General features: G+C 68.0%; 19 protein-coding genes. 9 read left to right on the plus strand and 10 right to left on the minus strand.

The annotated features are described in order from the left end of the window. Positions 1-30 precede the first annotated feature (30 nt). Positions 31-2,451: a DUF6049 family protein gene (locus tag OG711_RS20255; protein WP_329559979.1), complete on the minus strand. Its 2,421-nt coding sequence runs from the start codon at positions 2,449-2,451 to the stop codon at positions 31-33. A gap of 324 nt (positions 2,452-2,775) precedes the next feature. On the opposite strand from OG711_RS20255, the gene OG711_RS20260 reads away from it, so the two are divergent. Further along, on the plus strand, positions 2,776-4,269 hold the full coding sequence (locus tag OG711_RS20260) for a CCA tRNA nucleotidyltransferase (RefSeq protein WP_073787239.1): 1,494 nt from the start codon (positions 2,776-2,778) through the stop codon (positions 4,267-4,269). A 71-nt stretch (positions 4,270-4,340) separates the two neighbouring features. Here the strand turns inward: OG711_RS20260 and OG711_RS20265 are convergent, their stop codons facing one another. The 3 genes from OG711_RS20265 to OG711_RS20275 form a co-directional block, all read right to left on the minus strand. Then, positions 4,341-5,660, minus strand: a complete 1,320-nt coding sequence (locus tag OG711_RS20265) for an MFS transporter (protein WP_266517794.1) — start codon at positions 5,658-5,660, stop codon at positions 4,341-4,343. A gap of 197 nt (positions 5,661-5,857) precedes the next feature. Continuing rightward, on the minus strand, positions 5,858-6,940 hold the full coding sequence (locus tag OG711_RS20270) for an inositol-3-phosphate synthase (RefSeq protein WP_073787241.1): 1,083 nt from the start codon (positions 6,938-6,940) through the stop codon (positions 5,858-5,860). Between the two features lie 43 nt (positions 6,941-6,983). Then, positions 6,984-7,697: a PadR family transcriptional regulator gene (locus tag OG711_RS20275; RefSeq protein WP_073787243.1), complete on the minus strand. Its 714-nt coding sequence runs from the start codon at positions 7,695-7,697 to the stop codon at positions 6,984-6,986. A 394-nt stretch (positions 7,698-8,091) separates the two neighbouring features. On the opposite strand from OG711_RS20275, the gene OG711_RS20280 reads away from it, so the two are divergent. Beyond that, on the plus strand, positions 8,092-10,896 hold the full coding sequence (locus tag OG711_RS20280) for a transglycosylase domain-containing protein (protein WP_266517788.1): 2,805 nt from the start codon (positions 8,092-8,094) through the stop codon (positions 10,894-10,896). 178 nt (positions 10,897-11,074) lie between these two features. Further along, positions 11,075-12,613, plus strand: coding sequence for a glycosyltransferase family 87 protein (locus OG711_RS20285; RefSeq protein ID WP_178391002.1), 1,539 nt, complete (start codon positions 11,075-11,077; stop codon positions 12,611-12,613). A gap of 225 nt (positions 12,614-12,838) precedes the next feature. Here OG711_RS20285 and OG711_RS20290 read toward each other — a convergent pair whose 3' ends face one another. The 3 genes from OG711_RS20290 to OG711_RS20300 form a co-directional block, all read right to left on the minus strand. Continuing rightward, on the minus strand, positions 12,839-13,870 hold the full coding sequence (locus tag OG711_RS20290; RefSeq protein ID WP_073787247.1) for an alanine racemase: 1,032 nt from the start codon (positions 13,868-13,870) through the stop codon (positions 12,839-12,841). Between the two features lie 107 nt (positions 13,871-13,977). Then, positions 13,978-15,099, minus strand: coding sequence for a lipid II:glycine glycyltransferase FemX (locus OG711_RS20295; RefSeq protein WP_073787249.1), 1,122 nt, complete (start codon positions 15,097-15,099; stop codon positions 13,978-13,980). A gap of 125 nt (positions 15,100-15,224) precedes the next feature. After that, the gene (locus OG711_RS20300; RefSeq protein WP_329559980.1) at positions 15,225-15,539 is read right to left on the minus strand and encodes a hypothetical protein; all 315 of its coding nucleotides are present in this window, start codon (positions 15,537-15,539) and stop codon (positions 15,225-15,227) included. A gap of 261 nt (positions 15,540-15,800) precedes the next feature. On the opposite strand from OG711_RS20300, the gene rpsF reads away from it, so the two are divergent. From rpsF to rplI, 4 genes are all read left to right on the plus strand, one after another. Further along, positions 15,801-16,091, plus strand: coding sequence for a 30S ribosomal protein S6 (gene rpsF, locus OG711_RS20305; RefSeq protein ID WP_073787253.1), 291 nt, complete (start codon positions 15,801-15,803; stop codon positions 16,089-16,091). Between the two features lie 72 nt (positions 16,092-16,163). Beyond that, complete coding sequence (locus OG711_RS20310) at positions 16,164-16,784, plus strand: single-stranded DNA-binding protein (protein ID WP_073787255.1); 621 nt, start codon at positions 16,164-16,166, stop codon at positions 16,782-16,784. A gap of 45 nt (positions 16,785-16,829) precedes the next feature. Continuing rightward, the gene (gene rpsR / locus OG711_RS20315) at positions 16,830-17,066 is read left to right on the plus strand and encodes a 30S ribosomal protein S18 (RefSeq protein ID WP_003949403.1); all 237 of its coding nucleotides are present in this window, start codon (positions 16,830-16,832) and stop codon (positions 17,064-17,066) included. 18 nt (positions 17,067-17,084) lie between these two features. Then, on the plus strand, positions 17,085-17,531 hold the full coding sequence (gene rplI, locus OG711_RS20320) for a 50S ribosomal protein L9 (protein WP_073787257.1): 447 nt from the start codon (positions 17,085-17,087) through the stop codon (positions 17,529-17,531). Positions 17,532-17,986: 455 nt separating this feature from the next. Here the strand turns inward: rplI and OG711_RS20325 are convergent, their stop codons facing one another. Beyond that, a complete protein-coding gene (locus OG711_RS20325) occupies positions 17,987-19,324 on the minus strand; it encodes an MATE family efflux transporter (protein ID WP_329559981.1) in 1,338 nt (445 codons plus the stop codon). A gap of 459 nt (positions 19,325-19,783) precedes the next feature. Between OG711_RS20325 and dnaB the strand changes: the two genes are divergently transcribed. Both dnaB and OG711_RS20335 read left to right on the plus strand, forming a co-directional pair. Beyond that, entirely contained in the window at positions 19,784-21,280 is a 1,497-nt protein-coding gene (dnaB, locus tag OG711_RS20330) for a replicative DNA helicase (RefSeq protein WP_073787261.1), read from the plus strand. Between the two features lie 188 nt (positions 21,281-21,468). After that, a complete protein-coding gene (locus OG711_RS20335; RefSeq protein ID WP_073787263.1) occupies positions 21,469-22,191 on the plus strand; it encodes a VOC family protein in 723 nt (240 codons plus the stop codon). A gap of 115 nt (positions 22,192-22,306) precedes the next feature. On the opposite strand, the gene OG711_RS20340 is transcribed toward OG711_RS20335, so the two are convergent. Further along, positions 22,307-22,870: a dihydrofolate reductase family protein gene (locus OG711_RS20340; protein ID WP_329559982.1), complete on the minus strand. Its 564-nt coding sequence runs from the start codon at positions 22,868-22,870 to the stop codon at positions 22,307-22,309. Between the two features lie 341 nt (positions 22,871-23,211). Beyond that, positions 23,212-24,321, minus strand: a complete 1,110-nt coding sequence (locus OG711_RS20345; RefSeq protein WP_329559983.1) for an FAD-dependent oxidoreductase — start codon at positions 24,319-24,321, stop codon at positions 23,212-23,214. Between the last annotated feature and the right edge of the window lie 70 nt (positions 24,322-24,391).

Genomic DNA, 24,391 nt, shown 5'->3' on the forward strand with positions numbered 1-24,391 from the left:
CGTCCCCGGGCCCACCGGCCACGACATCGCTCAACGGTCCACTCTCTCACCCGTGCCGGACGGGTCGGCGCTTTCCGCAGCGGTGTCCGGTGTCGGGTCACTCGGCTGCACGGGATCGGCTGCCCCGGTCGTGGCGGGCGACACGCCGTCGGCCGTGGTGGCACCGCCCGGTACGGCGTCCGTCCCCGCCGTACCGTCCGTTCCCCCGCCGGTGTCCGTGGCCCCGGGCGCGTCGCCGTCCCGCTGGGCCTCCTCGGCGGCCTGCCGGGCCACCGCGCGCTTGCGCTGCTGGTACATCCGGAACCCGGCGAGGACCAGCAGCAGCAGCCCGCCCGCGATCACCAGCATCACCGTGGGCGTCAGCTCATTGACGTGGACCTGGAACCGTACGGGGTCGCCGTACGGGGTGCCGTCCCTGGTGAAGAGCTGCGCTTCGACATCGACGATGCCGTTGGCGTTGGCGTTCGTGTCGAACTTCAGGGTCTGGCTCCGCTGGGCGGCCACCTTGACCGGCTGCTCCGCGTACGCCTCGTCGCCGATCTTGAGGCGGGTCGGCTTGCTGGAGGTCAGCCGCAGCACCAGATCGTCGACGCCCTGGACGAGCGTGTTCTTGACGGTCACCGGGATGATCGCGCTTCTGCCGGAGAGCTGTGCGTCCGACTTGTCGATCAGCTGGACGCTGCGCATCAGATCGGCCAGATGGCTCTCCACCCCGTCCCGGAAATCCGACGCCTCCCCCGCCCGGCCGCGCCACGAGGTCGACATGGCCCGGTCGATCGCCCGTCCGAAGGGCGTCACCACCCGGTCCGGCTCGGCGAGGATCCCCTTGAAGCTGCCGAGCTCCGACTGGATGCGCTGGATCTGCTGGAACGCCTGCACGTTCAGTTCCTGCTTGCGCAACCGCTTCGGGTACTCCCCACCGGACGGGACCCGGGTGGTCGCGCCGGGGTCGGGCTTCGCCTTGGCCGCCGCCGGCAGGTCCTGGATGTCCGTCCAGCGCCCGTCCTGGAGTGTGTGGAGCACGGCCGCCATGGACTGGGCCTGACTGGCGGTGGGCATACGCTGCGGGGCCACCACGACGCTGCGCGGCTCGCCCGGGTCCTGGAGGGTGATCATCAGGCTCTGGGCGAGGAACTCCTGCACGGCGTGCGTCGCGGTCCCGGCGCGGGTCAGATCGCCCTGGAACACCGTGGAAAGCCGTGCGTCGGCCACCACCGCGGTCGTTCCGCCGCCTATGGGTCGTGGCGCGCTCGGTGTGTAGGGGAGTCCACCGGTCTCACGGAGGCTGTCGCTGCGGGTGATGACGGTGTCGGCTCCGGCGGAGGTCGCCACATCCACGACGGACGGGTCGATCGCGCCGTCGGCGGGCCAGGCGAAGTCGGTGACCGGCTTCACGTTGAGCGTCGACTCGACGGTCACCGACGCCACATCGGTGGCGTTCTTGAGGTGCCCCAGGGAACCGGCGACATGCTTGCCCTTGTGCGCGAGGGCCGCCAGGTCGGGGTCGGCGAACGGCAGGGCCACCACGGTCTTGCCCTGGACGGCCTTCTGGAGATCGCCGAGCCACTGACTGGCCACGGCCCGGTTCTTGCCCGGGACCGTGCCGTCACCGTCCTTGACGCGATACCCGGAGGCCATCGCGGCGACGGACGCCAGCAGATCCGGATCGACGACCCAGGTCACGTCCAGGGAGCTGCCGAGGGCGAGCATCTGCTGGAGCCGGCCGCCGGGGCCGATCTCCTCGACGAGGGCGTCGTCCTCGAACACCCTGGTCTGCTGCTCGTCCGAACCGGTCTCCGCCGTGAGATGGGTGGCGGAGACCAGCGGCCACAGGAACGCCGTCTTCGTCTTGGCGTCGGACTCCCCGGGCTGCCAGGGCAGGAAGGTCCGCTCGATCCCCAGCACCTGCTCGTACGACTGCGCCGAGGGAAGGCCGGTGAGGGCGACCCCGAGCTGGTAGACGCCCTCGGAGTCGAGATCGAGGTCCTTCACGGGCACCGAGATGCTGAAGTCCTGGGTGAGCCCGGGAGGCAGCTCGGCGATGTCCTGGACGTACTTGCCGCCCACCCGCTCGCCGTCCACCCCCTGGATGTACTGGCCGCGCCTGTCGGCGGCGTCGAGGGCGCTGCGGGTGCGCAGCACGGAACCGACCATCAGATCGACCGTGCCGTCGGTGATCGTCCGCTTGCTGTTGTTCGTGACCGTGCCCCGGACGGTCAGGGTGTCGTCCTCGCCGGGCGCGGTGGGCGTGAGGGTGTTGAGCGAGACATCGACGACGCCCTTGTCCGCGTCGGCCTGGGGTGCCGTCTCCGGCCGCGCGTGCGCGGGCATGGCGGCGGGGAGCGCCGCTCCGGCCAGTAGGGGGACTGCGGCGGCCAGGACACCGGTGCGCCGGAGCCACCGGCGGGCAGGTGAGGGAGTGGTCCCCTGGAAGTCTGCCGCCTCGGCCACGCGCTTGCCCGTCCCTCGTCGTCGTCAGTGGTCGTCCATAAGTGCGTCCACGCATGGTAACGATGCGCGCTGGGTACAAGTGCCGCGGTCCACTCCAGATCATGGAGGGCGGCGGTCGTCGGATCGTACGGCCCGCTGGTGCCGCCCGGCGCCACCTCGCGGGATCGGGCGCTGTCCGATCATGACCGTATTAATGGCCGCATGATCAGGAATGGCACACGCAGAAGAAGGGGCGCCTCTCCCGCGCCTGCCTTCCACCCGCCGGCCGATCATCGCGGATAACGGGGCGCCCGCCCCAGGCGGAGCCACGTACCCTTTCCTGTTGTGCCGAACGCCAATGAAGACAACCTCAGCGCCCTGAGCCAGGCGCAGCATCTCGCCGTCAGTGAGCTGCTGCGGGTCTCCCCTGTCGCCGACGAGCTAGCCCGCCGATTCCAGGCTGCCGGGTTCTCCCTCGCCCTGGTCGGCGGCTCGGTCCGGGACGCGTTGCTCGGCCGTCTCGGCAATGATCTCGACTTCACCACGGACGCGCGTCCGGAGGATGTGCTGAAGATCGTGCGGCCCTGGGCGGACTCCGTCTGGGAGGTCGGGATCGCCTTCGGGACGGTCGGCTGCCAGAAGGACGCCCGGGTGGAGAGCCCGGACGCGGACGGTGGGGCGGCGGAGCAGCTATTCCAGATCGAGATCACGACGTACCGGTCGGAGGCGTACGACCGCAGCTCGCGCAAGCCCGAGGTGTCGTACGGGGACTCCATCGAAGAGGATCTTGTACGTCGGGATTTCACGGTGAACGCGATGGCCGTCGCGCTGCCGGAGAAGGAGTTCATCGACCCGCACGGCGGGTTGCGTGATCTCGCGGAGCGGGCGCTGCGGACGCCCGGTACCCCGGAGGAGTCCTTCTCGGACGATCCGCTGCGGATGATGCGGGCGGCGCGGTTCGCGGCCCAGCTCGATTTCGAGGTCGCTCCGGAGGTGGTCGCGGCGATGACCGCGATGGCCGACCGGATCGGCATCGTGTCGGCGGAGCGGGTACGGGACGAGCTGAACAAGCTCATCCTCTCCGCGCATCCCCGTAAGGGCCTCACACTGCTGGTGGATACCGGCCTCGCCCAGCATGTGCTGCCCGAGCTTCCGGCGCTGCGGCTGGAGCGGGACGAGCACCACCGGCACAAGGACGTCTACGAGCACACGCTGATCGTGCTGGAGCAGGCGATGGCCCTGGAGGAGGACGGTCCGGACCTCGTCCTGCGGCTCGCGGCCCTGCTGCATGACATCGGCAAGCCCCGCACCCGCCGGTTCGAGGACGACGGGCGGGTCTCGTTCCACCACCATGAGGTGGTCGGCGCGAAGATGACCAAGAAGCGGCTGACCGCGCTCAAGTACTCGAACGAGCTGGTGAAGGACATCTCGCGCCTGGTCGAGCTGCATCTGCGGTTCCACGGCTACGGCACAGGGGAGTGGACCGACTCGGCCGTCCGCCGCTATGTGCGGGACTCGGGCCCCTTGCTGGAGCGGCTGCACAAGCTCACACGGTCCGACTGCACCACCCGGAACAAGAGGAAGGCCGCTGCTCTCTCCCGGGCCTACGACGGGTTGGAGGAGCGTATCGAGCGGCTCCAGGAGCAGGAGGAGCTGGATTCCATCCGCCCCGACCTGGACGGCAACGAGATCATGGAGATCCTCTCGGTGGGACCCGGCCCGGCGATCGGCCAGGCCTACGCGTTCCTGCTGGAGCTGAGGCTGGAGAACGGGCCGATGCAGCGCGATGACGCGGTGTCCGCGCTCAAGGAGTGGTGGGCCACGCAGTCACAGGGCTGACCGCCCCGCTCGATGTTTCACGTGGAACATGAGTTTCACGTGGAACATGAGCCAGGAGCGGACGGTGGCGATCAGACGGAGGGGCGATGTTTCACGTGAAACATCGCCCCTCCGTCTGATCGTCGGCCCAGCCGGATCATCGTCAGCGCGATCACCGCGTACAGGCCCGCCACGGTGATCACCAGTGGTGCGGACCGTCCGTCGGCGGGAAGCATCAGGGCGGCCACTCCGGCCGCGCCCACGAACGCGACATTGAACAGGACGTCGTAGACGGAGAAGATCCGGCCCCGGTAGCGGTCCTCGACCGAGGACTGCACCACCGTGTCGGTAGCGATCTTGGCGCCCTGGGTCACCAGTCCCAGCACGAAGGCGGCCACCAGGATCGGGGCCGGGGCGAAGGACAGACACAGAGCCGGTGCCAGCACGGCCGCGGAACCCGCGCAGACGGCGATCCAGCCACGGGTGCCCAAGCGGCTCACCGCCCAGGGGGTGAAGACGGCGGCGACGAAGAATCCGGCGCCGGAGATACCCACCGCGAGCCCGAGCAGGGCAAGCCCGCGCTCGGAGCCGTCGTCATCGGCCGACCAGGCGTACCGGCACAGCATCAGCACCATCACGGTCAGGGCGCCGTAGCAGAACCGCATCACCGTCATCGCGCCCAGCGCCCAGGCGGCACCCTGACGGGGCGGCTCCAGCAGATGGCGGACCCCGGCGGCGAGTCCCCGTGCCGTCCCGGTCAGCTGGGCCGTCAGACGGTCGTGGCGGTGCCGGGTCGCGTCGGGGCCGAGGGCCTGACGGCCGAACCGCAGCGCCGCGAGCGCGGCACAGAGATAGAGGGCGGCCCCCAGCAGGACGACGGCGACATCGGAGTCGTCGACGATCAGCCGGACACCGAAGGCGAGTCCCCCGCCCGCGGTCGCGGCCAGGGTTCCGGCGGTCGGGGAGAGCGAGTTCGCGATGACCAGCCGGTCGGCGTCCACGACCCGGGGCAGGGCGGCCGAGAGCCCGGCGAGGACGAACCGGTTGACGGCGGTGACGCACAGCGCGGAGGCGTAGAACAGCCAGTCCGGCACGCCGCTGATCATCAGGACACCGGTCAGTGCGGCCAGGACCGCCCGCAGCAGGTTTCCGTGGAGGAACACCTGCCGGCGGGGCCAGCGGTCGAGAAGCACACCGGCGAACGGGCCGATGAGCGAGTACGGCAGAAGCAGGACCGCCATCGCCGAGGCGATCGCGGCGGGCGAGGTCTGCTTCTCCGGGGAGAAGACCACATAGGTGGCGAGGGCGACCTGGTACACCCCGTCGGCACCCTGGGACAGCAGACGCACGGCAAGCAGACGCCGGAATCCCTGGAAGCGCAGCAGTACACGCAGATCCCGAACGACAGCCATCTCCACACCCTCACCTGTGCGAAGGTCCCCGGGCAGGAGACCCGGGGACCTTTGACAACCCTGTGGAGCGGCGGCCTCGGCCGCCTTCCGGAACGAGGGCGTCAGCGCGGTGTGTGCCGCGCGGACGCCGTCCCGGTGCTCGTCAAGCTTCCGGCACCGCCGATGCCCTCAGCTTCGCTGGGTCTTGCCGGCGCGGTTCAGCCGTCGACCTCACCCTTGATGAACTTCTCCACGTTCTCGCGGGCCTCGTCGTCGAAGTACTGCACCGGCGGGCTCTTCATGAAGTAGCTGGACGCCGACAGGATCGGGCCACCGAGCCCGCGGTCCATGGCGATCTTCGCCGCGCGCAGCGCGTCGATGATGACACCGGCGGAGTTCGGGGAGTCCCAGACCTCCAGCTTGTACTCCAGGTTCAGCGGAACGTCACCGAACGCACGGCCCTCCAGGCGGACGTAGGCCCACTTGCGGTCGTCCAGCCACGCGACGTAGTCGGACGGGCCGATGTGGACGTTCTTCTCGCCGAGGTCCCGGTCGGGGATCTGCGAGGTGACGGCCTGCGTCTTGGAGATCTTCTTGGACTCCAGGCGCTCACGCTCAAGCATGTTCTTGAAGTCCATGTTGCCGCCGACGTTGAGCTGCATCGTGCGGTCCAGGACGACGCCCCGGTCCTCGAACAGCTTCGCCATGACGCGGTGCGTGATGGTCGCACCGACCTGCGACTTGATGTCGTCACCGACGATCGGCACACCGGCCTCGGTGAACTTGTCCGCCCACTCCTTGGTACCGGCGATGAAGACCGGCAGAGCGTTGACGAAGCCGACCTTGGCGTCGATGGCGCACTGCGCGTAGAACTTCGCCGCGGCCTCGGAACCGACGGGCAGGTAGCAGACGAGGACGTCGACCTGCTTGTCCTTGAGGGTCTGGACGATGTCGACCGGGGCGTCGGCGGACTCCTCGATCGTCTCGCGGTAGTACTTGCCGAGACCGTCGAGCGTGTGGCCGCGCTGGACCGTCACACCGGCGGACGGCACGTCACAGATCTTGATGGTGTTGTTCTCGCTGGCCCCGATGGCGTCCGAGAGGTCGAGGCCGACCTTCTTGGCGTCCACGTCGAAGGCTGCGACGAACTCCACGTCACGGACGTGGTACTCGCCGAACTGGACGTGCATGAGGCCCGGGACCCTGGCCGCCGGATCGGCGTCCTTGTAGTACTCGACGCCCTGCACCAGTGAGGCGGCGCAGTTGCCCACGCCGACGATGGCTACGCGAACCGAACCCATTCCGCTTGCTCCCTGTATGTAACGGTGAAGTCCTGAGCGGACTTCAGATGGCGGTGTCGTCGGACGAATCCGGCCGGGAGGTGTCCCCGGGCCGGGGCAGGCCGTCCGATTTCCCTGATGTGTCCTGATGAGCTGACGCTCGGTGCTGAGCGGGGTCCCCGCCGGGGGCCGGTGCGGGCGGGGACGGCCGCTGGTTCCGTCCCGCCCGCTCGCTCTCGATCAGCTCGTTCAACCAGCGCACTTCCCGCTCCACGGACTCCATTCCGTGTCGCTGAAGTTCGAGGGTGTAGTCATCGAGGCGCTCCCGGGTCCGTGCCAGGGAGGCGCGCATCTTTTCGAGGCGCTCCTCCAGCCGGCTGCGGCGCCCTTCCAGTACGCGCATGCGTACATCTCTCGACGTCTGCCCGAAGAAGGCGAAGCGAGCAGCGAAGTGCTCGTCCTCGTATGCGTCGGGGCCTGTCTGCGAGAGCAGGTCCTCGAAGTGCTCCTTACCTTCCGCGGTCAGCCGGTAGACGATCTTCGCGCGGCGCCCCGCCAGCGGTGCGGCCAGGGCGTCCTCGGGGGTGCCTGAGGACTCCTCGATCAACCATCCGCTGGCGACGAGGGTCTTCAGGCAGGGGTAGAGCGACCCATAGCTGAAGGCGCGGAACACCCCCAGCGAGGTGTTGAGCCGTTTGCGCAGCTCATAGCCGTGCATGGGGGACTCACGCAGCAGGCCGAGAACGGCGAACTCAAGGATGCCGGAGCGCCGGCTCATCGTCGCCTCCTCCTTGTCGGTCCACTGTCGTCGGCCGGGGGCCGAAGTCCCCTGTCACAGTCTTTATACCGGGCCGATGTATCGACTCGATACATCACGACGATAGAACGGTCATCCGGATGGGACAAGAGGGGGCATGGTGAACGGCGTCACATCACTGATTCGTGGGAGCAAGTTGCCTGATTTGGGGTGAACTTCGGAGCTAGGTGGGTTTTGGTGGTGCGTAGTCTGTGCGGCATGCAATCCGGGGGGAACCGCGCGAGGCTTGAACGCGTCGTCGTCCCGGATGCGTTGCGGATGGGAGCTGACCGGGCCGCATCCGTATGTCGGGGGGAACCGGGAACCAGCCGCCGTTTCCAGGCGCGGGAGCGCCTGCCCTAGGAGTAGTCGTTCGATGAGCGAGCACCGTCGGAAACCGCCGCAGCCGCAGAGCGGTGGACGCGCCGCGGCACGACGCGGCACGTCCGGATCGTCAGCGGGGCGTCGTGCCGCCCCGCGCAACACCACAGAATCCCCCGCGGATTCCTACGGCCCCCAGGAGTCCGGGCCCGAGGACCGCCCCTATGGAAGCCGTGCCGAAGCGCGCCGTGCCGCCCAGCGGACGGGCGCCGGTCGCCGCAGGTCGGCCGACGGCGCCGGACGGGGCGGATCGGGCGGCGGAGGCCGCAGATCCGGTGGAGCGGGTGACACGAGCGGTCCGGGCCGGGGCCGCGGCCGGGGCCCGGCCGCAAAGAAGCGTTTCGTCGACTACCCGCGATCCGGCAAGTACGGCTGGCGCCGCTGGGTGCCCTCCTGGCGACTGGTGACGGGCACCTTCGTGAGCTTCCTCGGCCTGCTGATGGGCGCCGCGGGTATCGCGTACGCCATGGTGGGAGTACCCGACGAGAAGGCCGCGGCGATGGCCGAGAGCAATGTCTTCTACTGGGCCGACGGCTCGCAGATGGCGTCCACGGGGGGTGAGAAGAACCGCCAGAACGTGAAGTTCGCGGACATCCCCAGGTCGATGCAGGACGCGGTCATCGCGGCGGAGAACGCCACCTTCTACCAGGACAAGGGCGTCGACCCGATGGGCATCGGGCGGGCCGTCTACAACATGGCCCTCGGTGGGGACACCCAGGGTGGTTCGACGATCACCCAGCAGTATGTGAAGAACACGTATCTGGACCAGAGCCAGACCGTGAGCCGCAAGGTCAAGGAACTCTTCATCTCCATCAAGGTCGGCGCCGAGGTCGACAAGGAGAAGATCCTCACGGGCTACCTCAACACCGCCTTCTACGGTCGCAACGCCTACGGCATCCAGGCCGCGTCACAGGCGTACTTCGGCGTGGACTCGAAGCACCTCACGCCGGAGCAGTCCGTGTTCCTGGCCTCCGTGCTCAAGGGCCCCAACCTGTACAACCCCGACGGTGGGGTGGGGGCGATGGCGACCCCGGAGGCGAACCGGGAGCGGGCCGAGAAACGCTGGAAGTGGATCTTCGACCGGCAGGTCGAGGTCGGGCGGATGTCGGCCGAGGACCGGGAGAAGTACACCAAGTTCCCGGACTTCGTGAAGCAGAAGTCGTCGCTGGCCGGACAGAGCGGCTACCTGGTCGACACCGCCAAGGAGTTCGTCGCCAAGAAGGCGGGACTCACGCCCGAGGAACTGGAAAAGGGCGGCTACCACATCACCACCACGTTCCAGAAGGACAAGGTCCGGGAACTGGAGAAGGCCGTCAACGCCACGAAGAAGGACTTCCTCGACAAGAAGAAGCGCCCCAAGACCGACGATCTCGTCCAGTTCGGTGCGGCGTCGGTGGACCCGGAGAGCGGCAAGATCGTGGCCCTGTACGGCGGCGAGGGCCAAGAGGCAGGCCACTACAGCAACAACGCCAACACCACTGGTGTGCCGGTCGGCTCCACCTGGAAGCCGTACGTCCTCGCGGCGGCGATGAAGTACGGCACCTTCCGCAGCAAGGGCGTTCCGCTGTCGCCGTTGACCAAGTACAACGGCAACGACCTCATCGTGATCAACGACCAGAACGGTGATCCCATCAAGGACGCCAAGGGTCGCCCCTTCCGCCAGAAGAACGAGAGCGAGAAGGTGTGGGGTGATGTGACCCTGTTCGATGCCATGCAGGACTCGATCAACACCCCGTTCGTGCAGCTCGGTATCGACGTCGGCCTCTCCAAGACCCGGTCCGTCACCAAGGATCTGGGCATCCTGGAGAGCAGCTTCGACGAGGGAAACCTGAACAACGCCTCCTTCTCGCTCGGTACGTCGACCCCGAGCGCGATCCGGATGGCCAGCTCGTACGGGACCTTCGCCAACTCCGGCAAGCACTTCGAGCCCTACTCCGTGACCGAGGTCAAGCACAAGGACAAGCCGCTTCCCGGCTTCGAGGCACCCAAGCAGAAGAGGGCGCTGAGCGCCCCGATCGCGGACAACGTGACCAAGGTCCTGGAGAACGTGGTCCAGAACGGCACCGCCAAGGGGATCAAGGACATCGGGTTCCCGGTCGCGGGCAAGACGGGTACCACCGACAAGAACAAGTCCGCGTGGTTCGTCGGCTACACCAGGGAGCTGTCCACGGCTGTCACCCTGTTCCGCACCGACCCGAAGGAGGGCAAGCTGCTCTCCATGAACGGCACGGGCGGTGTCTCGTCGATCCACGGTGGTGACATCCCGGCGGAACTCTGGCAGGACTACATGGCCCAGGCGATGAAGGGCGTCGATCCTCAGCCCTTCCCCGAGCCCGGTGAGATCGGTGAGATCTTCGAGGAGTCCCCGTCCCCGCTTCCCACCCCTTCGGCCACCAAGACCGAGGAGAAGGAGCCCGAGCCCACTCCGGAACCCACGCCGAGCCCGACGAAGTCGGAGGTGAAGCCGTCCCCGACGCCCAGCCAGACCTGCGAGCCGGGTGACTGGGGCTGCGGCAGCGGCAGCGGTAACGGCAGCGGCGAGAACACCGGCGGCAACGAGAACGAGGGCGCGGAGAACGGCACCACCGAGAACGGCGGTGCTGACGGCGGCGGCTCCGACAGCGGTGGGTCCGACAACGGCGGTGGCGATATCGGCGGTGCCTCACCCGGCACCTCCGCCCCTGGTCAACCCGGTGGCAATGCGAACGCCGGCAACAACAACGGCGGCAGCGCCAATACCGGCAACAACAACGGCGGTGCCGACAACGGAGGACTCTTCGGAGGAACGGAGACACCATGAGGCCCGGAAGGCGTTGCTTTCCGGGGCTCGTCCCCTGAGACCGGGCAGTCGGGGATCAGGGACAACCGAACCGAAGGTCACGGAAAGTGATCGTCGTTTCACGTGAAACGAGGGCCGTCGCACTCCCCGTGCGGCGGCCCTCGCCGTGTTCCCGGCTCGGTACGGCAGGATGTCGGCCATGCCCAGTGCAGACACGACACCCTCCGATGTGCGCCAGCCGGAGCCGATTCCACCGACCCGGACCGATCCGGTCGCGCCCACCCGGGAGGACAGGGTCGCCGCGACCGGCAGTGAACTGATCGGCGGCCCCCTCGGCCGCCGCGCGTTGCTCGGCGCCCATTGGTGGACACCGGTGCGGATCATCGCGCTGGTGATGATCGGTATGTTCGCGCTCGGCATGGTGCAGAAGTTCCCCTGCTACGACGGCGGCTGGTTCTTCGGCGCCAGTGCGCAGTACACCCATGCCTGTTACTCCGACATTCCGCACCTCTACCAGGGCCGTGGATTCGCCGCTGGGCTGGTGCCGTACTTCGACCGGCTGCCCGACAAGATGGAGTATCTGGAGTACCCGGTACTGACCGGGATCTTCATGCAGGTGGCGGCATGGCTCACCCCGGGCAGCGGCAGTCTCCAGGACCAGCAGCAGCTCTACTGGTTCGCCAACGCGGGCATGCTCATGGTCTGCGCGGTCGTCATCGCCGTCTGCGTGGCCCGCACCCACCGCCGTCGCCCCTGGGACGGACTGCTGGTGGCCCTCGCACCGGCGTTCATACTGACCTCCACGATCAACTGGGACCTGTTCGCCGTCGCGCTGCTGGCCGCCGCGACGCTGATGTGGGCGCGAGGGCGTCCGTTCGCCTTCGGTGTGCTGCTGGGGCTGGCGACCGCGGCGAAGTTCTATCCGTTCCTGCTGCTCGGCCCGCTGTTCCTGCTCTGCTGGCGGGCGGGGAAATGGCGGGCCTTCGGCACGGCCCTGTGGGGAGCGGCCGGCGCCTGGCTGATCGTGAATCTGCCGGTGATGGTGCTGGCCCCGGAGGGCTGGGCGAAGTTCTACTCGTTCAGCCGGGAACGGGGTGTCGACTTCGGGTCGATCTGGCTGCTGATCTCGCAGCGGGGAGACTTCCAGATCGACCCGCAGGAGGCCAACAACTACGGGATCGCCCTGATGGTGATCATCTGTCTGGCCATGATCCCGCTCGTCCTGGCGGCGCCCCGGCGTCCCCGGTTCGCACAGCTCGCCTTCCTGATCGTGGCCGCCTTCATCCTGACGAACAAGGTCTACTCCCCGCAGTACGTCCTGTGGCTCGTTCCGCTCGCGGTGCTGGCCCGGCCCCGCTGGCGGGACTTCCTGGTGTGGCAGGCCTGCGAGGTGGCGTACTTCCTCGGGATCTGGATGTACCTCGCGTACACAACCAGCGGTGACGCCCACAAGGGGCTTCCCCCGGACGGCTACCACCTCGCCATCGCCGCCCATCTGCTGGGAACGCTGTATCTGTGTGCGATGGTCGTCCGCGACATCCTGCTGCCGGAACGGGACGTGGTGCGGCGCGGCGGCGACGACGATCCGTCGGGCGGGGTGCTGGACGGTGCCCCGGATGTCTTCGTGGTGGGCCTCGGCAGGAGGTCGGAGGGCCGTACCGCCCACGCCATCGCGGGATGGGGCCCCTCCGCGGCGCCGGGGTCCGTACGGAGTGGCCCGGAGAAGCGTTCGCTCTGAGCGAACACGCTCGCAAGAGGGCAGGCCGGGTGGCCAGGACATGCGTGAGGGGTGGTGCACGGCGTGAGCCGTGCACCACCCCTCACGCATGTCCTGCCGGGCCGTAAGGCCCCGCCCCGGCGGGGCGGAACACCGGCCGCAGCCTGTACCTGCGGTTCTGAGCGACTGGAAGCCTTCAGCTGCCCCTGGGAGCCTCTGGTCGCCGGTGGGGCGCCAGAGGCTCGCTCAGCGCTCCACCAGGCGGTCGAACTGGGTGGTGGTGTGCCGCAAGTGCGCCACCAGCTCGTCGCCGACCTTCGGCTCGGGCGCGTCCGAGGGCACGAACAAGATCGACACCTGCATGTGCGGCGGCTCCGCGAACCAGCGTTGCTTACCGCCCCACACGAACGGCGACAGGTTCCGGTTCACCGTCGCCAGACCCGCACGGGCGACGCCCTTGGCGCGGGGCATGACGCCGTGCAATGCCTTCGGCGCCTCCAGCCCCACCCCGTGGGACGTTCCGCCGGCGACCACCACGAGATAGCCGTCGGAGGCCACCTTCTGCTGCCGGTAGCCGAAGCGCTCGCCCTTCGAGACACGGGTGACGTCGAGAACGGCGCCCCGGTACTCCGTGGCGTCGTGGTCACCGAGCCACAGCCGTGTCCCTATCCGGGCGCGGAAGCGCGTCTGCGGGAACTGGTGCTGGAGACGCACCAGCTCCTCCGCCCGCAGATGGCTCACGAACATGGTGTGCAACGGCAGCCGGGCGGCCCGCAACCGGTCCATCCACCCGATGACCTCCTCGACGGCGTCCGAGCCGTCGGTACGGTCCAGGGGGAGATGTATTGCGAAGCCCTCCAGCCGGACGTCCTCGATGGCCGCGTGGAGCTGCGGCAGATCCTGCTCGCTCACCCCGTGCCGCTTCATCGTGGACATGACCTCGATGACGACGCGAGCGCCCACCAGGCCGTGCACGCCGTCCACCGAGGAGACGGAGCGGATCACCCGGTCGGGCAGTGGTACGGGCTCCTCGCCCCGTCGGAACGGGGTGAGAACAAGCAGGTCACCACTGAACCAGTCCTTGATCCGGGCGGCCTCGTACGTGGTGCCGACGGCGAGGACGTCGGAGCCGAAACGGGTGGCCTCCTCGGCGAGCCGTTCATGACCGAAGCCGTAGCCGTTGCCCTTGCAGACCGGGACGATCCCCGGAAACTGTTCGAGGACGTGCTTGTGGTGTGCCCGCCAGCGCGCGGTGTCGACATAAAGCGTGAGCGCCATGGCCGGTCCCGGAACCTTTCTCGTGGCTGCGGTGTATCAGAGATATGGACGGAAATTCTGCCAAGTGCCCCGGAGCGCCCGCGTACCGGACCCTCCGAGCGGCTTTCTCAGCGGCGCGACATATAGATGTCGAGCGCCTTGTGCAGCAGCTTGTTCAGCGGGAAGTCCCACTCACCGAGGTACTCGGCAGCCTGCCCACCCGTGCCGACCTTGAACTGGATCAGGCCGAAGAGGTGGTCGGACTCGTCGAGCGAGTCGGAGATGCCGCGCAGGTCGTAGACGGTCGCTCCGAGCGCGTAGGCGTCGCAGAGCATCCGCCACTGCATGGCGTTCGAGGGGCGGAACTCCCGCCCCTTGTTGTCCGAGGCCCCGTAGGAGTACCAGACATGCCCGCCGACGACGAGCATCGTCGCCGCCGCCAGGTTCTCGTGGCCGTAGCGGGCGAAGTAGAGCCGCATACGGTTGGGGTCCTCGGTGTTGAGGGCCGACCACATGCGCTGGAAGTACGACAGCGGGCGCGGCCGGAAGCGGTCGCGCACTGCGGTGATCTCGTAGAGCCGCTGCCATTCCTCAAGGTCGTGGTAACTGCCCTGGACGACCTCGACACCGGCCTTCTCGGCCTTCTTGATGTTCCGCCGCCAGAGCTGGTTGAAGCCCTTGTGGACATCCTCCAACGAGCGGTTGGCCAGGGGCACCTGGAAGATGTAGCGGGGCTGGACGTCACCGAAACCGGCACCGCCGTCCTCGCCCTGCTGCCACCCCATCCGCCGCAGCCGGTCGGCCACCTCGAAGGCGCGCGGCTCGATGAAGTCGGCCTCGACGTCCCGCAGCCGCTTCACATCCGGGTCCTGGATGCCCTTCTTGATCGACGTGGACTCCCAGCGGCGGATGATCACCGGCGGGCCCATCTTCACGGAGAAGGCGCCCTGCTGCTTGAGATGCGCCAGCATCGGCCGCAGCCACTCGTCGAGATTGGGGGCGAACCAGTTGATGACCGGGCCCTCGGGCAGATACGCCAGATAGCGCTTGATCTTCGGGAGCTGGCGGTACAGCACCAGACCGGCGCCCACCATCTCGCCGGTCCTGTCGTCGAACCACCCAAGGCTCTCGGAGCGCCACTCCGCCTTCACATCGGCCCATGCGGGGACCTGCATGTGGCTTGCCGCGGGCAGGCTCTGGATGTACGCCAGATGCTGCTCTCGGCTGATGGTCCTCAGGGTCAGGCTCATGCGGGGCGCTCCTCGGGCTCGTTGTCCCCATGGTGGCAGGGGCTCCGGCTCTCGCGCCGAAGCCTACTGCGCCCGGGAAGCGCCCCGACTGACCAGTACGGCACCTTCGGTCCCGCGGGGTGTTCTCAGCCGACGATGCCGCCGAAGAGACCGCCGTGGGCCATACCGAGGAAGAAGCCGAGTGCCGAGGCGCCCAGGCCCAGGATCAGACCGAAACGTTCGCGGGTGGTCACCGAGATGTACTGGCCGTACCCACCGGTCAGGATGCCGATGAGACCCGCCCAGGAACTGAGCAGATGGAGGCCGGTCCAGAGGGAGGAGATGATCGCCGTCAGTCCGAGGACCAGGGTGATCACCATGAGGGTGTCCTGAAGGGGATGGGGCTTTCCGTCGGTGGCGAAGATCGACACCCCGGAGTTCGGTCGCATTGCCTGTGCCATGGGCACCTCCTGCGAAAGGGCGGCGCATCGTAGCGCCGTACACACCCGATGGATACAGAGTGCGACGCAGTACCGCCGGATTTCAACCGGAAGCGGGTAGGCGGGTAGTCTGTACCGTCTGCACCGGTGTCTGCCCTGTACCTGGCCGGACCCCTCCAGGGGTCCTCAGTGTCAGTGGCGGCCGATACCGTTGCGTACGCATCACAACCCTCCTGCCACGGAACGACCGTGGCCGTTGAGTCCAGAGGAGGTGGGTTTTACATGCGTCACTACGAGGTGATGGTCATCCTCGACCCCGATCTGGAGGAGCGCGCTGTCTCCCCCCTGATCGAGAACTTCCTTTCCGTGGTCCGTGAGGGCAACGGAAAGGTCGAGAAGGTCGACACGTGGGGCCGTCGTCGGCTCTCGTACGAGATCAAGAAGAAGCCCGAGGGCATCTACTCGGTCATCGATCTGCAGGCCGAGCCTGCGATCGTCAAGGAGCTCGACCGCCAGATGAACCTGAACGAGTCGGTCCTCCGGACCAAGGTCCTCCGCCCCGAGACCCACTGAGCCAACGGCTCAGCGGTTCCGGGACACGAGTAGCAGCACAAGCAGCCAGCAGCAATCGCCGAGAGGTTCCCCATGGCAGGCGAGACCGTCATCACGGTCGTCGGCAATCTTGTCGAAGACCCCGAGCTGCGCTTCACCCCCTCCGGTGCGGCCGTCGCGAACTTCCGTGTCGCGTCCACCCCCCGCACCTTCGACCGTCAGACCAATGAGTGGAAGGACGGCGACAGCCTGTTCCTTACCTGCACGGTCTGGCGTCAGGCGGCGGAGAACGTCGCGGAGTCGCTCCAGCGAGGCATGCGCGTCATCGTGCAGGGCCGGCTGAAGCAGCGGTCCTACGAGGACCGTGAGGGTGTCAAGCGCACGGTCTACGAGCTGGACGTCGAGGAAGTCGGCCCCAGCCTGAAGAGCGCCACGGCCAAGGTCACCAAGACCACCGGTCGCGGTGGCCAGGGCGGGTACAGCGGCGGTGGTCAGCAGCAGGGCGGTGGCGGCAACTGGGGCGGAAGCCCCGGTGGCGGCGGTCAGCAGCAGGGTGGCGGAGCCCCCGGCAACGACCCCTGGGCGACCGGAGCACCGGCCGGCGGCGGCCAGCAGCAGAGCGGTGGCGGCGGTGGCTGGGGCGGTGGCTCCGGCAACGGCGGCAACAGCGGCGGCAACAGCGGCGGCGGCTACTCGGACGAGCCTCCCTTCTGAGGGCGGGCCCGTACCCACACTTCTTGATCACACAGGAGAATCACCATGGCGAAGCCGCCTGTGCGCAAGCCTAAGAAGAAGGTCTGCGCATTCTGCAAGGACAAGGTCACGTACGTGGACTACAAGGACACGAACATGCTGCGGAAGTTCATTTCCGACCGCGGCAAGATCCGTGCCCGCCGCGTGACCGGCAACTGCACGCAGCACCAGCGTGACGTCGCCACGGCCGTGAAGAACAGCCGTGAGATGGCGCTGCTGCCCTACACCTCCACCGCGCGATAAGGGAAGGGTGACCGAAACATGAAGATCATCCTCACCCACGAGGTCTCCGGCCTCGGTGCCGCGGGCGACGTCGTGGACGTCAAGGACGGTTACGCTCGCAACTACCTGATCCCGCGGAACTTTGCGATCCGCTGGACCAAGGGTGGCGAGAAGGACGTCGCGCAGATCCGTCGTGCTCGCAAGATCCACGAGATCGCGACGATCGAGCAGGCCAACGAGATCAAGGCGCGCCTTGAGGGCGTCAAGGTCCGTCTGGCCGTCCGCTCCGGCGACGCCGGTCGTCTCTTCGGGTCCGTCACCCCGGCCGACGTCGCTTCGGCGATCAAGGCCGCCGGTGGTCCCGAGGTCGACAAGCGCCGCATCGAGCTGGGCACGCCGATCAAGACGCTGGGCGCCCACGCGACGTCCGTGCGACTGCACCCCGAGGTGGCCGCCAAGGTCAACATCGAGGTCATCGCCGCGTAAGCGTTGCCTTGCGCCTGACGTCGTTCAGGCTCACTGAGTGGGGCCGCACCCTGACAGGTGCGGCCCCACTTTGTTGTTCCTGGCTGGTGGCTCCTGGTGGCTCCTGGTGGCTCCTGGTGGATCCTGGTGGCTCCTGGTGGCTCCTGGTGGCCTCCGGGGGGCGCCGGGGCGCGGGCACAGGTGCTGTTCGTCCCTGAAGCGGCGGACCTTCACCTGCCGTGTTCCACGTGAAACACCGGGCCCGGTGCTGTGTTCCACGTGAAACACGGCACCGGGCCGGTGAAGGGCGGGGAACGGATGCCTGACCCGGCGGCCTTGCCGGCCCCCCGAACAGTCGGCCTGTGCCCATCGGCGGCACCTGCGGGCGCCGGTCAGCGCATGCCCATCAGCGCGTGCTCATCCGCACGTGGGCAGCCGTGCCCGACTGCGGGTGCCTGACGGCGCGGGTGGCGGCCTCAGCGGGTGGCGCCGGTGACGATCCAGCGGCCGGAGCGGGAACGGAGCCAGAGGGTGACCATCCGTACCGCCATCATCACGTTCATGGTGATCCAGACGGCGGTGAGACCACCGTCGAAGACAGGGATCAGCAGAGCCATTGGAGTGAAGACGGCCAGGGTGACGATCATCGCCCAGGCGAGGTAGGCACCGTCCCCGGCACCCATCAGCACTCCGTCCAGGACGAAGACGATGCCGCAGATCGGCTGGGCGATCGCCACGACGATCAGTGCGGGAAGGGCGGCGTTCTGTACGGCAGGGTCACTGCTGAAGAGCGGGACGAAGAGCGGCCGGGTGGCGATCACCAGTACGCCGAGGACGATCCCGGAGACGACTCCCCACTCGACCATGCGGCGGCAGGCCGCCTTGGCTCCCTCGGGATCGTTCGCTCCGAGGTAGCGCCCGATGATGGCCTGCCCGGCGATGGCGATCGCGTCGAGCGCGAAGGCCAGCAGGGTCCAGAGGCTCAGGATGATCTGGTGGGCGGCCACATCCGCGTCACCGAGCCGGGCGGCGACGGCCGTGGCGATCATGGTGATCGCGCGCAGGGAGAGCGTACGGATGAGGAGCGGAGCTCCGGCCTGGGCGGTGGCCCGTATCCCCGCTGCGTCCGGTCGCAGGGAGGCACCATGGCGTCGGGCTCCCCGGACGACCACGAAGCCGTAGACGGCGGCCATCCCGTACTGAGCGATGACGGTGCCCCAGGCCGAACCGGCGATACCGAGGTCGGCGCCGTAGACGAGGACGACGTTGAGGACAGCGTTGGCCGCGAAACCGCCGATGGCGACGTAGAGCGGGGTCCTGGTGTTCTGAAGGCCCCGCAGTACACCGGTGGCGGCGAGGACGATCAGCATGGCGGGGATGCCCAGCGCCGAGATCCGCAGATAGGTGAGAGCGTAGGGAGTCGCGGTGTCGGAGGCGCCGAAGAGCTCGACCAGGGCGGGCGCGGCGGGCAAGGTGAGGGCGGTGACGGCCACGCCGAGCAGGATGGCGAGCCAGATACCGTCGATGCCCTGGCGTATCGCACCGGGGAGATCCCCCGCGCCGACCCGGCGGGCGACCGCGGCGGTGGTGGCGTAGGCGAGGAAGACGAAGACGCTCACCGCGGTCAGCAGCAGCGCGGACGCGATGGCGAGACCGGCGAGCTGGGCGGTGCCGAGATGGCCGACAATCGCGCTGTCGGTCATCAGGAACAAGGGTTCGGCGACGAGCGCGCCGAACGCGGGAACGGCGAGCGCGACGATCTCGCGGTCATGCCGTCGGCGGGCAGCCTTGGTCGTCGCGGAAGCCTGTGTCATGGCCATCAATGTAATCGTCCACAGGTAAGAGATGCAAGACAGCTAAGACCCTTACTCGTGTTACGCCGGGGCGCGCTGTGGCGTGCGACTCGAACGGATCTTGCTCCGACTGGGAAAGTTTTTCTTCTGCACAGCCGGTGGATGGGAAAGTGCCAGGTCAGGATGGGTCCGTGGCGGCGGACGAGTGCTTGTTCACAGCGCTGTCCACCGGGTCGTGCACAGTTTTCAGCGACTTCTCCACAGCGTAGGGGCTGTTATCCACAGAGCCTGTGGATAACCAGATTGGCTGACGGTGCCCGCGGGCCTACCGTGGTCCGGCGCCCGTCCTGTCCTCCGCTGTCGGAAAGCTCGCAAAACCGACGCGTCGTCACCGGAGTTGGGGCTCTTATTTGTCAGTGTCGTGCCGTAGGAATGAGGGGCACGGCGAGGTCCGCTCCGCGGACGGGAGGAGGTGGCCCGGTGAGCATTTCCGAGCCCTTGGACGAGCCGTGGGCCGACAGCGGTCCCAGTGACCGGCTGCCCGTCTCCCGCCAGCGCGGGGAACGCGGTGAGCGAGGTGAACGCGGCCGAGGCCGTGAGGACCGGCACGACCGGGGCGGCGAAGGGTCTTGGGAGGGGGGTGGCGGAACCGCCTTCGAGCGGGTGCCCCCGCAGGACCTCGACGCGGAGCAGTCGGTGCTCGGCGGCATGCTCCTGTCCAAGGACGCCATCGCCGACGTCGTCGAGGTCATCAAGGGCCATGACTTCTACCGGCCCGCACACGAGACGATCTACCAGGCGATCCTCGATCTGTACGCGAAGGGGGAGCCCGCCGACCCGATCACGGTCGCCGCGGAGCTGGTCAAGCGCGGTGAGATCACCAAGGTGGGCGGTGCCTCGTATCTGCACGGGCTGGTGCAGACGGTGCCCACGGCGGCGAACGCCGAGTACTACGCGGAGATCGTCCATGAGCGGGCCGTGCTGCGCCGTCTGGTCGAGGCGGGCACCCGGATCACCCAGATGGGGTATGCGGCGGACGGCGACGTCGACGAGATCGTCAACAGCGCCCAGGCGGAGATCTACGCGGTCACCGAACAGCGCACCAGCGAGGACTACCTTCCGCTCGGCGACATCATGGAAGGCGCGCTCGACGAGATCGAGGCGATCGGGTCACGCAGCGGGGAGATGACGGGTGTCCCGACCGGGTTCACCGATTTCGACTCCCTCACCAACGGGCTGCACCCGGGACAGATGATCGTCATCGCGGCCCGGCCCGCGATGGGTAAGTCCACACTGGCGCTGGACTTCGCCCGCGCCGCCTCGATCAAGAACAATCTGCCGAGCGTGATCTTCTCCCTCGAAATGGGACGCAACGAGATCGCGATGCGTCTGCTGTCCGCCGAGGCGCGGGTGGCGCTGCACCATATGCGCTCGGGCACCATGACCGACGAGGACTGGACCCGGCTGGCCCGCCGGATGCCCGATGTCTCGGCCGCGCCCCTGTACATCGACGACTCCCCCAATCTGTCGATGATGGAGATCCGGGCGAAGTGCCGTCGGCTGAAGCAGCGCAACGATCTGCGGCTCGTCGTGATCGACTATCTCCAGCTCATGCAGTCCGGTGGTTCGAAGCGGGCCGAGAGCCGTCAGCAGGAGGTCTCGGACATGTCCCGGAATCTGAAGCTGCTGGCCAAGGAGCTGGAGGTACCGGTCATCGCGCTGTCCCAGCTGAACCGTGGCCCCGAGCAGCGCACCGACAAGAAGCCCATGGTCTCGGACCTGCGGGAGTCCGGTTCCATCGAGCAGGACGCCGACATGGTGATCCTGCTGCATCGCGAGGACGCCTACGAGAAGGAGTCGCCGCGCGCCGGTGAGGCCGACCTGATCGTCGCCAAGCACCGAAACGGCCCGACCGCGACCATCACGGTGGCCTTCCAGGGCCACTACTCACGCTTCGTCGACATGGCCCAGACGTAGGCCGCTGCCGTTGTAGGTTCCCAGATCTCGCGTCCTTTCCCACTGACGATGTCCACTGCGTGTTCAATTGGACAGGCGAATGGGACTCATGCCGTGTGGGCGGTAGTTGGGCGTTAGCCAGTTGACCGGGTGGCACCGGTTGGGCAGGCTCCAGCACGACCCGCCTGCCCCCACCGGGAGACCTACGGATGACTTCTCACCTGCACGCGCTCTCCTTCGATGCGCACGACCCGCTCCGTCTCGCGCGCTTCTGGGCGGACTTTCTCTGCTGGGAGACAGCTGAGGACTCCCCCGACGGCATCACACTGCTTCCCAGCGATGACACCGGGTTCCGGCTCCGCTTCCTCCCGACCCAGGAGCGGAAGACAGGCCAGAACCACATGCACTTCGATCTGACGAGCACGTCCCTCGACGACCAGAAGCAGGTGGTGGAGAGGGCGCTCCAACTCGGCGCCCGGCACATCGACATCGGGCAACGCCCGGAAGAGGGGCATGTAGTGCTCGCCGACCCCGAGGGCAATGAGTTCTGTGTCATCGAGCCGGGCAACAGCTTCCTCGCCGAGTGCGGATTCATCGGAGCGCTGGCGGGCGACGGTTCGCAGGAGACCGGGTACTTCTGGAGTCGAGCGCTGGGCTGGCCCTTGGTCTGGGACCAGGACCAGGAGACCGCGATCCGTTCACCGCACGGAGGTCCGAAGGTCACATGGGGTGGTCCACCCCTGATGCCGAAGACGGGGAAGGAACGGCTGCACTTCGACCTCGCTCCACCGGCCGGCAGTGACCAGCAGACGGAGGTCGATCGGCTCGTCTCCCTCGGGGCAACGCGCATCGACATAGGCCAAGGGGACGTCGACTGGGTGGTGATGGCCGACCCCGACGGTCACGAGTTCTGTGTGCTGACCCCCCGATAGGGCCTCAGATTTTCCACGACCCCGAGACGCTGACCTCTGAGCAGTTCGAGGAGATCTGGGACACCGCCCGCCGGCGAATCACAGCCCAGCCGTCCTGACTTCTGACGCCACCCGCTCAGCGCCTCGTCTCGTACCTGTTCAGGACCACGCCGCCGGGAAACGTCCGTGTCTCCACCAGGTCGAGGTTCACCTGGTTGTCCATCGCGGCGAAGAACGGCGTGCCGCCGCCCGCCAGGACCGGGGCCGTGGCCAGCACGTACTCGTCGATCAGTCCCGCCCGCATGGCCGCCCCGGCGAGCGTCGCGCCGCCGATGTCCATCGGGCCGCCGTCCTCGGCCTTGAGCCGGGTGATCTCGGCGACCGCGTCGCCGCTGACCAGGCGGGTGTTCCAGTCGACCTTGTCGATCGTCGAGGAGAACACCACCTTCGACATGTTCCGCCAGCGGCGCGCGTACTCGATCTCCGCCGGGGTGGCGTTGGGCTGCTGGTCGCCGGTCGGCCAGTAGGAGCTCATCGTCTGCCACAGCTTGCGCCCGTACAGCGTCAGGTCGGTCGCCCGCAACTGGTCGGACCAGAACTGGAACAGCTCGTCGCTCGGCACACTCCAGCCGATGTCGTCTCTGGGCGCGGCGATATAGCCGTCCAGGGTCAGGTTCATGCCGTAGATCAGTTTCCGCATTGCCCAGCCTTCCGTCCGTGGGTGTCCGGTGTGCAGACCGGCGCGGTGCGGGAAGCTCATCGGTGCGCGATCCGGGTTCGCCGGCAGTCCTCGTGCTCGGGGCTCAGCGTGGTGTACTCGGCCGGCCCGGGCAAGCCGCCTGATCCGGCCTCGGCCTCGCCCTCGCGGGGAAATGCCGCGGATTCAGGATTGATCATGGGTGCCTGGACCGTGAGGCAGCCAAGACCGCCCCAGGTCACGCAAGATCGACAGGTCACCGACGGCGAGACCCGGCACGGCCGTCTGTCGCGCCGATCGTACGACTGCCCCGCCCTGGTCGTACGCGGCTGCCCTCAGTGCCCTCAGCCGGGTCGGAAGAACGCGAGCATGTGCTGGGCGGCGTCCGGTGACATCAGCAATTCCTGGAGGTCGGCGGACATCCGGGCGGCAGCGCCGGTGCGGGCGAACATCTCGCGTTCGTAGTCCTTGACGGCGGTGGGGAAGTCGTCCGGGTGGGTGGCCAGCGCGCGACCGAGCAGGGCGCCGTCCAGCAGCGCCATGTTGGCGCCCTCTCCCACCGGCGGCATCAGATGCGCGGCATCGCCGACCAGCGTGACGTCCGGCGCCGACGGCCAGGTCAGGCCGACCGGGAGGGTGGTGATCGACCGCGGTACGACCGTGTCGTCGCAGGCCGCGATCAGCGCGGTGAAGCGTGGGTCCCAGCCGGGGAGCAGCTCGATCAGCCGCGCCCGGGCGTCGGCCGGGTCGTCGAACGGGATCCCGCTGGTGGCGAACCAGTCCTCTGCGGTGTTGTAGAAGCTGAGCCCGATGCGGACGCGGCCGTCGCCGTTGCGCTGTGCCGCTAGGGACAGCCCGTCGCCGAGCACCCAGTAGCTGCCGCGGCCGACCATCGCCGCGAGGTCGGGGTGGGTGCGATCGATGTCGGGTATGCCGATCTCGACGACATTCTGGCCGATATGCGTCGGGCGGGCATCGGTGAGCAGCGCGCGGACCCGGGACCGTGCGCCGTCCGCGCCGACCAGCAGGTCATACGGCGCGCTGCCGCCGTCGGCGAAGCGCAGCAGACCGTTGTCGGCGGATGCGCACGCGTGCCCCCAGCGCACCACCCCCTCGGGGAGGGAGTCCAGCAGCAGGTCGCGCAGATCGGCGCGGTCGACCTCGGGTCGCTCCAGCGGGGCGTCGTCGGGTGTGTCCTCCTGGAACAGCAGGGTGCCGTCCGGCTGGAGAAGGCGCATGTCCTGGCCTTCACCGCGGGCGATCGCGTGGAACCGGTCGATCAGACCGGCCTCGCGCAGCGCCCGCTGGCCGGAGTGGATGTCGAGCATGCCGCCCTGGCCGCGCGCTCCGCGTGATGTCTCACGTTCGTACACGACGGAATCCATACCGTTCAGGTGCAGCACACGGGCGAGAGTCAGGCCGCCGAGGCCGGCTCCGACGATGGCGATGGTCATGGGTGCCCCTTCGATACGCCGTACGGGTCGATGCACCGTCCGAAGCGATACACCGTACTTGTCGATACAC

The sequence above is a fragment of the Streptomyces uncialis genome, from assembly GCF_036250755.1.
GTDB classification, from domain to species: Bacteria; Actinomycetota; Actinomycetes; order Streptomycetales; family Streptomycetaceae; genus Streptomyces; species Streptomyces uncialis.